Raw genomic sequence first — 13,296 nt, forward strand, 5'->3', positions numbered from 1 at the left:
GTGCTACTGAGGAGGATCCATCAGCGCCGAGCCCCGCATCAACGACCGGATTCGCGTTCCCGAGGTCCGACTTGTCGGCCCCAGCGGCGAGCAGGTCGGAATTGTTCCGCTTGCCAAGGCCCTGGAGCTCGCCCAGGAGTACGACCTCGACCTGGTCGAGGTCGCGGCGACCGCCCGTCCGCCCGTGTGCAAGCTCATGGACTACGGGAAGTTCAAGTACGAGTCGGCCATGAAGGCCCGTGAGGCGCGCAAGAACCAGGCGCACACGGTCATCAAGGAGATGAAGCTCCGGCCGAAGATCGACCCGCACGACTATGACACCAAGAAGGGTCACGTCGTCCGGTTCCTCAAGCAGGGCGACAAGGTCAAGATCACGATCATGTTCCGTGGTCGTGAGCAGTCCAGGCCGGAGCTCGGCTACCGACTGCTCCAGCGCCTCGCTTCGGACGTGGAGGAGCTCGGCTTCGTCGAGTCCAGCCCGAAGCAGGACGGCCGAAACATGATCATGGTTCTCGGTCCGCACAAGAAGAAGACCGAGGCGATGGCCGAAGCCCGCGAGGCCCAGGCGGCCCGCAAGGCGGAACGCCAGGGTCAGTCCGCCCAGGCCGAGGAGTCCGTCGAGGACGAATCTGCCGCCGAGGCGCCCGCCGCCGAGGCAGTGGCCGAGGAACACCCCGCCGAGGCCTGATTCCGGGACAGCCCGTTCCGGAAATCAACCGACACGAATGACGCTCCCGAGCGCCGGTCCCCGGACCGGCTGGGAGCGCCACTGACGAGGAGATAACGGCGCTATGCCGAAGAACAAGTCGCACAGCGGTGCCAGCAAGCGCTTCAAGATCACCGGCTCCGGCAAGGTGCTCCGTGAGCGTGCCGGCAAGCGCCACCTGCTCGAGCACAAGTCGTCCAAGAAGACCCGCTCGCTGACGGGCACGGTCGTTCTGGCTCCGGCCGACGCCAAGAAGGTCAAGAAGCTTCTCGGCAAGTGACGTTCCTCCGCCTCCGCTCGCCGGAGGCGGAACGTCGAGACCGGGACCTATTCGATTTCGGGCCGTGTGAGTCCAACCACGGCCCCGCTACAAGGAGTTAACAAGTGGCACGCGTCAAGCGGGCAGTCAACGCCCACAAGAAGCGCCGGGCAATTCTCGAGGCGGCCTCCGGCTACCGTGGTCAGCGTTCGCGCCTGTACCGCAAGGCCAAGGAGCAGGTCACCCACTCGCTGGTCTACAACTACAACGACCGCAAGAAGCGCAAGGGCGACTTCCGTCAGCTGTGGATCCAGCGCATCAACGCCGCTGCCCGCCAGAACGGCATGACGTACAACCGCCTCATCCAGGGTCTGAAGGCCGCCAACATCGAGGTGGACCGCAAGATCCTGGCCGAGCTCGCGGTCAACGACGCCAACGCGTTCGCCGCGCTCGTCGAGGTGGCCCAGAAGGCCCTCCCGAGCGACGTCAACGCCCCGAAGGCCGCGTAAGCGCCTGGCGGCTTGCCGAGCCGGACCGGACCCGCAGGCCGATGGCCTGCGGGTCCGGGTGCGTTGCGGAAGCTTTCCCGGGGGCGCTGTGCCCCCGATCCCCCGCCCCGGGGGCTGTGCCCCGAACCCCCGCCACCGCGGGCTGCCGACGGGGAGCGGTGACCGCCCCGGTCCCGGTCCCGGCCCGGCCTCGTCTGGGGACGGCCTCACCAGGTCCTGGCTTTCGGAGCGCGTGCCCCGGCCCGCCCTTCCGGGACTGTGCCCCAAGGTCCGGGCTCTGGGGGCTGCGGCCTCAAGGTCCCGCCTCCGGGGCCGTGGCCTCAAGCCCCGGTCCCGGCTCCGGGGGCTGTGCCTCAAGGTCCCGCCTCCGGGGGCTGCGACCCGGCCCCGCCTCTGGGGGGGGAGGCCTCAAGGTCCGGGCTCTGGGGGCTGCGGCCTCAAAGCCCCGCCTCCGGGGGCTGTGCCCCAAGGTCCCGGCTCCGGGGGCTGCGCCCCGGACCCACTCCCTTCGTAGAGAGAGCGCGTGTACATGCCCACCCCCGAGCTGATCTCCCCGCGTTCCCCTCGCGTCGCCGCCGCCCGTCGGCTTGCCCGGCGTAATTTCCGGGGGAAGGAGCGCCGGTTCATCGCCGAGGGGCCGCAGGCCGTGCGGGAGGCCGTCGAGCATCGCAGGGACGGCGCGCCCACCCTGATCGAGCTGTTCACGACCGTCGAGGCCGCCGAGCGCTACACCGACATCGTGGGCGCCGCCCTCGACGCGGGGGTCCGCGTCCACTACGCGGACGACGAGGTGCTCGCCGAGGTCTCCCAGACCGTCACCCCGCAGGGCCTGGTCGGCGTCTGCCGTTTCCTGGACTCGCCGTTCGAGGAGATCCTCGACGCGAAGCCCAAGCTGGTCGCCGTGCTCGCGCACGTCCGCGACCCCGGGAACGCCGGCACCGTCCTGCGCTGCGCGGACGCCGCCGGCGCCGACGCGGTCGTCCTCACCGACGCCTCCGTGGACCTCTACAACCCCAAGTCCGTGCGCGCGTCGGTCGGTTCGCTCTTCCACCTGCCGGTCGCGGTCGGCGTCCCCGTCGAGCAGGCCGTCCAGGGCCTGCGGGACGCGGGCGTACGCATCCTGGCCGCCGACGGAGCGGGCGAGGACGACCTCGACGCCGAGCTGGACGCCGGGACCATGGGCGGACCCACCGCGTGGATCTTCGGCAACGAGGCCTGGGGCCTGCCCGAGGAGACCCGCGCGCTCGCGGACGCCGTGGTGCGCGTGCCGATCCACGGCAAGGCCGAAAGCCTCAACCTCGCGACCGCCGCCGCCGTCTGCCTCTACGCATCCGCCCGTGCGCAGCGTGCTGCCACAGGGTGCCGCTCCGTGACCTCCTACTAGTAGTGTTGCGGGCCCGGGGGCCCACTCAGCGCTTCGGAGAGGCGGGATAGGGGGATGGCTGTCGGCATGAGCAGCATCGGCAACAGCACCGCGCTGTGTCCGCCCGGCCGTCCTGACGTCCTCGGCTTCGACCCCGACGACCTGCCCGACGGCATCGTCGTCGCGGACGACAAGGGCCAGGTGATCTGCTTCAACGCCGCAGCCGTCAGAATCACGGCGGTCGCGAAGCACGAGGCACTCGGCTTCCCCCTGGAGCGCGCGCTGCCCCTGGAAGACCTCAAGGGCCGCCGCTGGTGGCAGCTCACCGACCCGTACGGCGGCCTCGCCATCCGGGTCGGCCAGCCCGAACGCAATCTGCTGCTCCCCGGCGGCCGCGAAGTCCTGGTCTCCGCGCGCTACGTGCGCGAACACCCGAAGGGGCCCGTGCGACGGGTCGTGGTCAGCCTGCGCTCCACCGAGGCCCGGCGGCGCACCGAACGCTCGCACGCCGAGCTGATCGCCACCGTCGCCCACGAGCTGCGCTCCCCGCTGACCTCCGTCAAGGGCTTCACCGCGACGCTGCTCGCCAAGTGGGAGCGGTTCACGGACGATCAGAAGCGCCTCATGCTGGAGACCGTCGACGCCGACGCCAACCGCGTCACCCGGCTCATCGCCGAGCTCCTCGACATCTCCCGCATCGACTCCGGCCGCCTCGAAGTGCGCCGCCAGCCCGTCGACGTCCCCGCCGCCGTCGGCCGTCACCTCCAGGCGCACGTCGCATCGGGACAGGCCCCGGACCGCTTCCTCGTCCGCGTCCAGCGCCCGCTGCCCGATCTGTGGGCCGATCCCGACAAGATCGACCAGGTGCTCGGCAACCTGCTGGAAAACGCGGTGCGCCACGGCGAGGGAACCGTCACCATTGAGGTGGCACCAGCGCCCGTCCGCATCGACGAGCACGACGAGAAGGGAACGGCGGTCACCGTGAGCGACGAAGGCCCCGGCATCCCCGAGGAGTCGATGGGCCGTGTCTTCACCCGCTTCTGGCGGGGGAGCAAGCGCGGCGGGACGGGCCTCGGCCTGTACATCGTCAAGGGCATCGTCGAGGCGCACGGCGGCACCATCACGGTCGGCCGGGGGCCGGGCGGTGGCGCACAGTTCCGATTTATCCTGCCCGTCGGCGCTCCGGCGTATCTCCAGTAGATCGCCCCGAGCCGCCCACGGGCGCATGCGCATTCCATCACCCCGTTAGACTCGACCTTTGGCGCGTTTGTGTCCGCGCGCCATCGCCGTATCGCTGTCGCGGTCGCGGGGACCCCCGGCCTGGGGGCACCTCCCAGCGTTAGCTGGGGGACAATCGGAAGCACGGGAAGAGATGTCGGCACCCAACAAGTCGTACGACCCTGTCGAGGTCGAGGCGCTGAAACCGGAAGAGATCGAGCGCATGCGGGACGAGGCGCTCGCCGCCTTCGCCGCCGCGGGCGACCTCGACGCGCTCGCCCAGGCGAAGACCGCGCACACCGGTGGCACCTCGCCCCTCTCGCTCGCCAACCGCGAGATCGGCGCACTGCCGCCGCAGGCCAAGGCCGCGGCGGGCAAGCTCGTGGGCATGGCCCGCGGCGCCGTGAACAAGGCCCTGGCCGCGCGCCAGGCCGAGCTGGAGGACGAGCGGGACGCCCGGGTCCTGGTCGAGGAGGCGGTCGATGTCACGCTGCCCCACGACCGCGTACCGGCCGGCGCCCGCCACCCGCTGACCACGCTCTCGGAGCGCATCGAGGACGTCTTCGTGGCCATGGGCTACGAGGTCGCCGAGGGCCCCGAGGCCGAGGCCGAGTGGTTCACCTTCGACGCGCTCAACATCGGCCCGGACCACCCGGCCCGCAGCGAGCACGACACCTTCTTCGTGCAGGGGCCCGAGGCCGCCGCCCCTTCCGGCGTCGTCCTGCGCACCCACACCTCGCCCGTGCAGATCCGCTCGATGCTCGACCGCGAGCCGCCGGTGTACGTGATCTGCCCCGGTCGGGTCTACCGCACCGACGAGCTGGACGCCACGCACAGCCCGGTCTTCCGTCAGGTCGAGCTGCTCGCCGTGGACGAGGGCCTGACCATGGCCGACCTCAAGGGCACCCTCGACCACATGGTCAAGGCGCTCTTCGGCGAGGACATCGAGACGCGCCTGCGGCCGAACTTCTTCCCGTTCACCGAGCCGTCCGCCGAGATGGACATGGTCTGCTACGTCTGCCGCGGCGCGTCCGTCGGCAACCCGGACCGTCCCTGCCGCACCTGCTCCAGCGAGGGCTGGATCGAGCTCGGCGGCTGCGGCATGGTCAACCCGAAGGTGCTCACCGCCTGCGGTGTGGACGCCGAGAAGTACAGCGGCTTCGCCTTCGGCTTCGGCATCGAACGGATGCTGATGTTCCGCCACAACGTAGAAGACATGCGAGACATGGTCGAGGGTGACATCCGGTTCACCCGGCCGTTCGGGATGGAGATCTGATGCGGGTCCCGCTTTCCTGGCTGCGGGAGTACGTCGACCTCCCCGCCACCGAGACCGGCCGCGACGTGCAGGCCAGGCTCGTCGACGCAGGTCTTGAGGTCGAGACCGTCGAGCAGCTCGGCGCCGGGCTCAAGGGCCCGCTCGTCGTCGGCAAGGTCCTCACCATCGAGGAGCTGGAGGGCTTCAAGAAGCCCATCCGCTTCTGCACCGTCGACGTCGGCCGGGCCAACGGCACCGGTGAGCCCCAGGAGATCGTCTGCGGCGCCCGCAACTTCGCGGTCGGCGACAAGGTCGTCGTGGTGCTGCCCGGCGCGGTGCTGCCCGGCGACTTCGCGATCGCCGCGCGCAAGACGTACGGCAGGACCTCGCACGGCATGATCTGCTCCGGCGACGAGCTGGGCATGGGCCCGGACACCACCGGCGGCATCATCGTGCTCCCCCCGGAGCACGAGGTCGGCACCGACGCGATCGCGTTGCTCGAACTCGTCGACGAGGTCCTCGACATCGCGGTCACCGCCAACCGCGGCGACTGTCTGTCGATGCGCGGCGTGGCCCGCGAGACCGCGATCGCCTACGGTCTGCCGCTGCGCGACCCGGCGCTGCTCGACGTGCCCGCGCCCAACTCCTACGGCTACCCGGTCAAGGTCGCCGACCCGATCGGCTGCGACCGCTTCACCGCGCGCACCGTGACCGGTCTCGACCCCGAGGCCCGCTCCCCGATCTGGCTGCAGCGCCGTCTTCAGAAGGCCGGCATGCGTCCGATCTCGCTCGCCGTCGACATCACCAACTACGTGATGATCGAGCTCGGCCAGCCGCTGCACGCCTACGACCGCGGCCTGGTCGACGGGCCCATCGGCGTGCGCCGCGCCGAGGCCGGCGAGCTGCTCACCACGCTCGACGGCACCAAGCGCAAGCTGGACGCCGCCGACCTGGTCATCACCGACGACCGGGGCCCCATCGGCCTGGCCGGTGTCATGGGCGGCGCCAACACCGAGATCGCCGACTCCGTCACGGACCCCGAGACCGGCGAGGTCAAGGGCACCACCGAGGTCGTCATCGAGGCCGCGCACTTCGACGCGGTCGCCATCGCCCGCACCGCGCGCCGTCACAAGCTGACCTCCGAGGCGTCCCGGCGCTTCGAGCGCGGCGTCGACCCGCAGGCCGCGGCGGCCGCCGCCCAGCGGACCGTCGACCTGCTCGTGCTGCTCGCGGGCGGCACGGCCGAGGCCGGCGTCACCGAGATCGTCTCGCCGTCCGCGCCGCGCACCATCTCCATGCGCGCCGACCACCCGGACCGCGTCGCGGGCATCGAGTACGGCCGCGAGACCGTCGTGCGCCGCCTCCAGGAGGTCGGCTGCGACGCCTACGGGCAGGACGAACTCGTCGTCACCGTGCCGTCCTGGCGGCCCGACCTCACCGAGCCGAACGACCTGGCCGAAGAGGTCATCCGCCTGGAGGGCTACGCCAACCTGCCCTCCACCCTGCCGAAGCCGCCCGCCGGACGGGGTCTGACGGAGCGTCAGCGACTGCACCGCAGGGTCGGCCGGGCGCTCGCCGGCGCCGGGTTCACCGAGGCGCCGAGCTACCCGTTCGTCGCCGAGTCGGTCTTCGACCAGCTGGGTCTGGACGCGGACGACGCAAACCGTGCCGTCGTGAAGCTGGTCAACCCGCTCAGCGACGAGGAGCCGGCGCTGCGCACCACGCTCCTTCCGGGCCTCCTGGCCACGCTGCGCCGCAACGCCGGCCGCGGCAGCCACGACCTGGCGCTGTTCGAGACGGGCCTGGTCTTCCACCCGTCGCCGACGCCGGGCGTCGCGGCCCGGCTGCCCGTCGACCGCCGGCCCACCGACGAGGAGATCGCCGCTCTCGACGCCGTGCTGCCCGTGCAGCCGCGGCACGTGGGCGCCGTCCTCGCCGGTGCGCGCGAGCAGGCCGGCTGGTGGGGCAGGGGCCGCCCGGCCGACTGGGCGGACGCCGTCGAGGCGGCGCGCGCCGTGGCCCGCGAGGCGGGGCTCGAACTCGCCGTGGACCAGGGCCAGTACGGCCCCTGGCACCCGGGCCGCTGTGCCGAGCTGTATGTGTTCCCCGAGGGCGTCAAGACCCTCGTCGGGCACGCCGGTGAGCTGCACCCGCGCGTCGTCAAGGCGTTCGGTCTGCCCGCCCGCAGCTGCGCCATGGAGCTGAACCTCGACGTCCTGGAGCGGGCCGCCGAAGGCGCCGTGCGGGCGCCGTCGATCTCCACCTTCCCGGTCGCGACCCAGGACGTGGCGCTCGTCGTCGACGCCCGGGTCCCGGCGGCGGCGGTGGAGAACGCGCTGCGCGTCGGCGCCGGTGAACTCCTCGAATCGATCCGCCTGTTCGACGTCTACAGCGGCGAGCAGACCGGCGCGGGCAAGAAGTCCCTCGCCTACGCGCTGCGCTTCCGTGCCGCCGACCGCACCCTGACCGTCGAGGAGGCCTCGGCCGCCCGCGACGCGGCGGTGGCCCACGCGGCCGAGGCCACGGGCGCGGTGCTGCGCGGCGCGTAGCCCGCGGCGCGACGCACGACGCACCGAGAGGGGCGCCCCGGGATTCCCGGGGCGCCCCTCTCTCATGCGGAGACGTCCGCGAGCGAAGGAAATCGACCCGTCCGGGAGCCGGCGCAGCCCGGCCCCGCGGTCCGGTGCACCGCAGCGCGCAGAGGCCGAGGGACCGACGGCAGGTCCGTACTCCGGGACGGACCGTCGGTCGGCGGCGACCTGCACGAGGCGCTCGCGGAGGCGGCTCGCACCTCGCCGGTCTCGCCCGCCGCCGTGGTGGCCCGGGTGCGGCGCGCTGCTCGACCACACCCGTGGGCGGCTCTCGGACGACGTCGCTCTCCTGGTCCTGCGCAACGACCGCGGCCCGGGTGCCGGCGCAGCCGATCGGCGGCGGCGCGGCCGGTGTTCACCGGTGGCTCGGGGCGCCGTCGCCCTGCCGGGAGTGCCGGGCAGCGCGGACAGGGCGGACGGCGCCGGGAGGGCCGCCGCACTGTACGAGGGGGAGCCGGCGGCCCGGTCGCCTCGGGGAGAGGCGGTTCAGAGTCAACCGTCCACGGCCGCTCCTGGGCAGAGAGCGCGGCGCATAAATGCGGGTACTCGCTTCACACCCCGTGTGAACCCGGCTCCACTACGCTGATGTCACCGAGCCGACGGAGGGGCCTCATGCAGCCCAATACCCTGCTCGACGCGCTGGTGGACGAGGCGGGGATCTCGCACGCCGGGCTCGCGGCCCGGGTCAACCAGGCGGGGCGGGCCAGAGGTATCACCCTGAGATACGAACACACCGCGGTGGCACGGTGGTTGAAGGGTCAGCGGCCGCGCGGCCAGGTGCCCGACCTGATCTGCGAGGTGCTCGCCGGCCGGCTGCGACGCCGGGTCACCCTCGACGACATCGGCCTCGGCGTGCCGGGCGAACCGGCCCCGCTGCACGGCTCGCCGCTCGCAGGCTTCGTCGAGCGGGCCACCGCCCTGTGGCGCTCGGACGAACAGCAGCGCACCCACATACTCGACGCGCCGGCCGTCACCGGCACCCCGGCGGTCATGCCCGTATGGGAGTGGGAGAACCCGCCCGAGGACACCGATGTGTCCCGCAACGGCCAGACGGCGGTGGGGGAGTCCGACATCGAGATGCTGCGCTCGGCGCGCGAGCACTACGAGCTGATGTACCGCAAGGCGGGCGGCATCGCGACCCGCTCCCGCGTCGTCGGATTCCTCAACGCGGAGACGGCGCCCCTGCTGCGCGGCGGCTACACGGACGCCACCGGGCGCCAACTGCACCGCGCCACGGGCGGGTTGGTGGCCATCGCCGGCATCTGCGCCTACGACTCCAACGCCCAGGGTCTGGCCCAGCGCTACTTCCACCAGGCGCTGCGGCTCGCGAAGGCCAGTGGGGACAGGGGGCTTGGGGCCTACGTCATCGCGCTCCTCGTCAACCAGTCGCTCTTCATGCGGGACTACCGCCAGTCGGTGGCCTTCGCGGAGGCGGCCCTGCGCGCGGCGGGCGGCCGGCTCAGCCCCGCCCTCGCCTCCGATCTGTACGCCATGCAGGCCAAGGCGTACGCACATCTGGGGGACGGTCAGAGCGCGTTGTCCTCGATCAGGAGCGCCGAATCGGCGGCCGGGCGGATCCGGCCGGGCCAGGAGCCGGCCGAGACCGGCTACGTCCAGCCGGGCCTCGTCAACGTGCAGGTGGCCGAGGCCCTGCTCAGCCTCGGCGATCTGCCGGCCGCCCGTGAACAGGCCGCGCTCGCGGCCGACGAGCCCTCCCACGACAGGGGCAGGGTGCACCGCCTTGCGATGCTCGCGCAGATCGAGCTGCGGCAGGGCGACGCCGACCGGGCCGTGGCCACCGCGGTCGAAATGGCCGAGCGGGCCCGGGGGATGGAGTCGCAGCGACTGCGTGACCGGCTGCGCGTGGTGCGCGAGCACCTGGCCGCGAGCGGCTGCGCCGGCGCGGCCGAAGCCGCCGAGCTGATCGACGGGGCACTTCGCGTTCCCCTGTGACCGTCAGCCTGCTGCGATATTGCCACCTACTTGTCGAAAGGTGGCAGAAACGTGCAGTGGACGAACCTGAACGAACGAACTGTGTACGAGAATCGCTGGTTCCGGGTCAACCTGGCGGACGTGGCGCTCCCGGACGGGCGACACCTGGACCACTTCCTCATCAGGCTGCGGCCGGTCGCCGTGGCCACCGTCGTGAACACCGCCAACGAGGTGCTGCTGCTCTGGCGGCACCGCTTCATCACCGACAGCTGGGGCTGGGAACTGGCGGCCGGCGTCGTCGAGGACGGCGAGGACATCGAGGCCGCCGCGGCCCGCGAGATGGAGGAGGAGACCGGCTGGCGGCCCGGCCCGCTCAAGCCCCTGCTCACCGTCGAGCCGGCCAACGGCCTCATCGACGCCCGGCACCACCTGTTCTGGTCCGAGTCGGCCGAGTACATCGGCCACCCCGAGGACGACTTCGAGTCGTCACGTCGCGAGTGGGTCCCCCTCAAGCTGGTGCCCGACATGGTCGCCCGGGGGGAGGTCCCGGCCGCCAACATGGCGGCCGGACTCCTGCTCCTGCACCATCTGCGCCTGGCCGACGGCTAGGCCCTGGTCGCGACGTCAACGCCCGAGGGCCTGCCACACGGCGAGCGATAGCGCGCCGAGGGCGGCCAGTGCGGTGAGGGCGGGGAGCGGCCACCTCAGATGTTCGAGGGCCGCTACCCGTCCCACCGTCTCGGTCAGTTCACGCTCCGTCTGCTCGCCCCGCTGGGCGAGCAGCGCGAGCTGCCCGTCCATGTGGGCCATGCCGACGTCCAAGCGGCGGCGTAACTCCGCCAGTTCGTCGACGGTGATCGAATGTCCCGGGTGGCTGGACACGGTGGGGCTCCTTTGTCCTGTCAGGACGTGCCATGGATGTGTTGGCTCAGAGTCAACTCGCCGTGTTCCAGGGGCGGGAGCGTGTGCGATGGGCATATGCGGGCTCGTGCCGCACACCCGGTGTGCGCGGCACGAGCCCGGCCCACGCCTTTCAGGCGTACACCCGCGTATACAGACGTACGCCGTTGTCCTCAGGCGTACGAGTAGAAACCGGACCCGGTCTTGCGGCCGAGGCGTCCGGCGTCGACCATCCGCTGGAGCAGCGGGGGAGCGGCGTACAGGGGCTCCTTGAACTCGTCGTACATGCTGTCCGCGACCGAGGCGACCGTGTCCAGGCCGATGAGGTCGGAGAGCTTCAGCGGGCCCATCGGGTGGGCACAGCCCAGCTCCATGCCGTTGTCGATGTCCTCGCGGCTCGCGATGCCCGACTCGAACATCCGGATCGCCGAGAGCAGATACGGGATGAGCAGCGCGTTGACCACGAAGCCCGAGCGGTCCTGGGCGCGGATCGCGTGCTTGCCGAGGACCTTCTCGACCAGGACCTGGGCGCGGCTGATGGTGCCCTCGGAGGTGGTGAGGGCCGGGATCAGCTCGACGAGCTTCTGCACCGGGGCCGGGTTGAAGAAGTGGATGCCGATGACCTGGTCGGGGCGCGAGGTGGCGACCGCGAGCTTCACCAGCGGGATCGAGGAGGTGTTGGAGGCCAAGATCGCGTCCGGACGGGTCACGACCTGGTCGAGGATCTGGAAGATCTCGGTCTTGACCTGCTCGTTCTCCACGACGGCCTCGATCACGAGATCGCGGTCGGCGAACTCGCCGAGGTCGGTGGTGAAGCTCAGGCGGGCGAGCGTCGCATCGCGCTCCTCCTCGGTGATCTTGCCGCGCTCGGCGGCCTTCGAGAGGGAGTTGTGCAGCCGGGTGCGGCCGATCTCCAGGGCTTCGCCGGTGGTCTCCGCGACCATGACGTCCAGGCCGCTGCGGGCGCACACCTCCGCGATGCCCGCGCCCATCTGGCCACAGCCCACAATTCCGACGCGTTCGATGTCGGTCACATCGTGCCTTTCGCTCTACTGCAGTCCCCGGCAGGTCCCCCGTGTGATTCCGGCGCCCGCCTCCGGCCCCTGACGTTACTCCGAACGCGCGCGTGCCCGTGGGGGCGGGGCGGGCACGCCGTCCGGTAGACCTGGGTCCATGGCACCTGAGCGAGGGGCGAACGTGGGACTAATCACGCGGCGGGGCTTCGTGGCGGGGGCCGCGGGAGCGGTGAGCGGGCTGATCACGGCCGGTGGCGCGGCCGCGGCCGACCGGGGGTGCGCCGAGGCCGCGGACCCGGACGGGGCGCTGCACCGGGCGGTGCGGTCGGTGGCGGCTGCCGAGCCGTCCCGGGCCGCCGGTGATTCCTCGCGCGGCAGGGGCGGCCGGCGCGAGTTCCGGGGGGTGTGGCTGGCCACCGTCGCCAACCGGGACTGGCCCTCACGCCCCGGTCGGGGCGCGGCGGCCCAGCGCGCGGAGCTCCTCGCCCACCTGGACACGGCGGTGGAGCGACGGCTGAACGCCGTGGTGTTCCAGGTCCGCCCGACCGCCGACGCGCTCTGGGACTCGCCGTACGAGCCGTGGTCCCAGTGGCTCACCGGGGTGCAGGGCCGGGACCCGGGATGGGACCCGCTGGGCACCGCGGTCCAGGAGGCGCACCGTCGCGGCCTCGAACTGCACGCCTGGTTCAACCCCTACCGGGTCGCGAACCACACCGACCCCACGCGACTCGTGGCGACCCACCCCGCCCGCGTGCACCCCGACTGGGTCGTCCCGTACGGCGGGAAGCTCTACTACAACCCGGGCCTGCCGGAGGTCCGCCGGTTCGTCGAGGACGCCATGCTGGACGCGGTCCGGCGCTACGACGTCGACGGCGTCCACTGGGACGACTACTTCTATCCCTATCCGGTGGCGGGCGAGAGCTTCGACGACGACGAGGCCTACGCCCGGTACGGCGGCGGGTTCGGTGACCGCGCGGCCTGGCGGCGCGACAACATCGACCTCCTGGTGCGCGAGACGGCCGCCCGGATCAAGGAGATCAGGCCCCGGGTCCGGTTCGGCGTCAGCCCGTTCGGGGTGTGGCGCAACGCCGCGAGCGATCCGCTGGGTTCGGCGACGAAGGCCGGCGCCCAGACCTACGACGATCTGTACGCCGACACCCGCGGGTGGGTGCGCGAGGCGTTGATCGACTACATCTGCCCGCAGCTGTACTGGAACATCGGGCTCGCCGCCGCCGACTACGCGGTCCTCGTGCCCTGGTGGGACGAGGTGGCCCGGGGCACCGGCGTCGACCTGTACATCGGCGAGGCCCTCTACAAGGCGGGCGACCCGGCGCAGCCCGCCGCCTGGCAGGACCCGGCGGAACTGTCGCGCCATCTGACCCTGGCGGGCCGCTACGCCTCCGTCCGCGGCCACTGCTTCTTCGCCGCCAAGGAGGTCGCCGAGGACCGCGCGGGGGCGATGGCCCGCCTGGTCGCCGACCATTACGCGGTCCGGGCCGGCGTGGCCTGATCGATGCCGCCGGCCGGCGCCGTGCCTCGTGAAAGCC

12 protein-coding genes are annotated in these 13,296 nt (G+C 72.0%); 10 read left to right on the plus strand and 2 right to left on the minus strand.

Annotated elements, in window-relative coordinates; genetic code table 11:
* Positions 1-19 precede the first annotated feature (19 nt).
* The 9 genes from infC to OG432_RS28850 all read left to right on the plus strand — a co-directional run bounded on the left by infC (position 20) and on the right by OG432_RS28850 (position 10,442).
* Positions 20-688 (plus strand): translation initiation factor IF-3, encoded by a 669-nt coding sequence (infC, locus tag OG432_RS28810; protein WP_328315288.1) that lies wholly within the window; start codon positions 20-22, stop codon positions 686-688.
* Positions 689-791: 103 nt separating this feature from the next.
* The gene (gene rpmI / locus OG432_RS28815; protein WP_053723558.1) at positions 792-986 is read left to right on the plus strand and encodes a 50S ribosomal protein L35; all 195 of its coding nucleotides are present in this window, start codon (positions 792-794) and stop codon (positions 984-986) included.
* Between the two features lie 104 nt (positions 987-1,090).
* Entirely contained in the window at positions 1,091-1,474 is a 384-nt protein-coding gene (gene rplT, locus OG432_RS28820; RefSeq protein WP_003970214.1) for a 50S ribosomal protein L20, read from the plus strand.
* Between the two features lie 529 nt (positions 1,475-2,003).
* A complete protein-coding gene (locus tag OG432_RS28825) occupies positions 2,004-2,858 on the plus strand; it encodes a TrmH family RNA methyltransferase (protein ID WP_328315289.1) in 855 nt (284 codons plus the stop codon).
* A 66-nt stretch (positions 2,859-2,924) separates the two neighbouring features.
* Entirely contained in the window at positions 2,925-4,037 is a 1,113-nt protein-coding gene (locus OG432_RS28830; RefSeq protein WP_328313870.1) for a sensor histidine kinase, read from the plus strand.
* 172 nt (positions 4,038-4,209) lie between these two features.
* The gene (gene pheS, locus OG432_RS28835) at positions 4,210-5,331 is read left to right on the plus strand and encodes a phenylalanine--tRNA ligase subunit alpha (protein WP_328313871.1); all 1,122 of its coding nucleotides are present in this window, start codon (positions 4,210-4,212) and stop codon (positions 5,329-5,331) included.
* Positions 5,331-7,859 (plus strand): phenylalanine--tRNA ligase subunit beta, encoded by a 2,529-nt coding sequence (gene pheT, locus OG432_RS28840; protein WP_328313872.1) that lies wholly within the window; start codon positions 5,331-5,333, stop codon positions 7,857-7,859. The genes pheS and pheT overlap by 1 nt, the downstream gene beginning before the upstream one ends.
* 654 nt (positions 7,860-8,513) lie before the next feature.
* Complete coding sequence (locus OG432_RS28845) at positions 8,514-9,854, plus strand: transcriptional regulator (RefSeq protein WP_328313873.1); 1,341 nt, start codon at positions 8,514-8,516, stop codon at positions 9,852-9,854.
* 51 nt (positions 9,855-9,905) lie between these two features.
* Positions 9,906-10,442, plus strand: a complete 537-nt coding sequence (locus OG432_RS28850; protein WP_328313874.1) for an NUDIX domain-containing protein — start codon at positions 9,906-9,908, stop codon at positions 10,440-10,442.
* 15 nt (positions 10,443-10,457) lie between these two features.
* Here the strand turns inward: OG432_RS28850 and OG432_RS28855 are convergent, their stop codons facing one another.
* Both OG432_RS28855 and OG432_RS28860 read right to left on the minus strand, forming a co-directional pair.
* Positions 10,458-10,715 (minus strand): hypothetical protein, encoded by a 258-nt coding sequence (locus tag OG432_RS28855; RefSeq protein WP_328313875.1) that lies wholly within the window; start codon positions 10,713-10,715, stop codon positions 10,458-10,460.
* Between the two features lie 191 nt (positions 10,716-10,906).
* Positions 10,907-11,767, minus strand: coding sequence for a 3-hydroxybutyryl-CoA dehydrogenase (locus OG432_RS28860; RefSeq protein ID WP_328313876.1), 861 nt, complete (start codon positions 11,765-11,767; stop codon positions 10,907-10,909).
* A 163-nt stretch (positions 11,768-11,930) separates the two neighbouring features.
* Here OG432_RS28860 and OG432_RS28865 point away from each other — a divergent pair, with 163 nt between their 5' ends.
* On the plus strand, positions 11,931-13,259 hold the full coding sequence (locus OG432_RS28865; RefSeq protein ID WP_328313877.1) for a glycoside hydrolase family 10 protein: 1,329 nt from the start codon (positions 11,931-11,933) through the stop codon (positions 13,257-13,259).
* Positions 13,260-13,296: the final 37 nt, after the last annotated feature.

It is taken from the genome of Streptomyces sp. NBC_00442 (genome assembly GCF_036014195.1).
GTDB lineage: Bacteria > Actinomycetota > Actinomycetes > Streptomycetales > Streptomycetaceae > Streptomyces.

Excerpts from the sequence above, each read along its gene's own strand:
- pheS (WP_328313871.1), top strand. The coding sequence starts at position 4,210 with ATGTCGGCACCCAACAAGTCGTACGACCCTGTCGAGGTCGAGGCGCTG.
- pheT (WP_328313872.1), top strand. The coding sequence starts at position 5,331 with ATGCGGGTCCCGCTTTCCTGGCTGCGGGAGTACGTCGACCTCCCCGCC.
- OG432_RS28825 (WP_328315289.1), top strand. The coding sequence starts at position 2,004 with ATGCCCACCCCCGAGCTGATCTCCCCGCGTTCCCCTCGCGTCGCCGCC.
- OG432_RS28845 (WP_328313873.1), top strand. The coding sequence starts at position 8,514 with ATGCAGCCCAATACCCTGCTCGACGCGCTGGTGGACGAGGCGGGGATC.
- OG432_RS28830 (WP_328313870.1), top strand. The coding sequence starts at position 2,925 with ATGAGCAGCATCGGCAACAGCACCGCGCTGTGTCCGCCCGGCCGTCCT.
- rpmI (WP_053723558.1), top strand. The coding sequence starts at position 792 with ATGCCGAAGAACAAGTCGCACAGCGGTGCCAGCAAGCGCTTCAAGATC.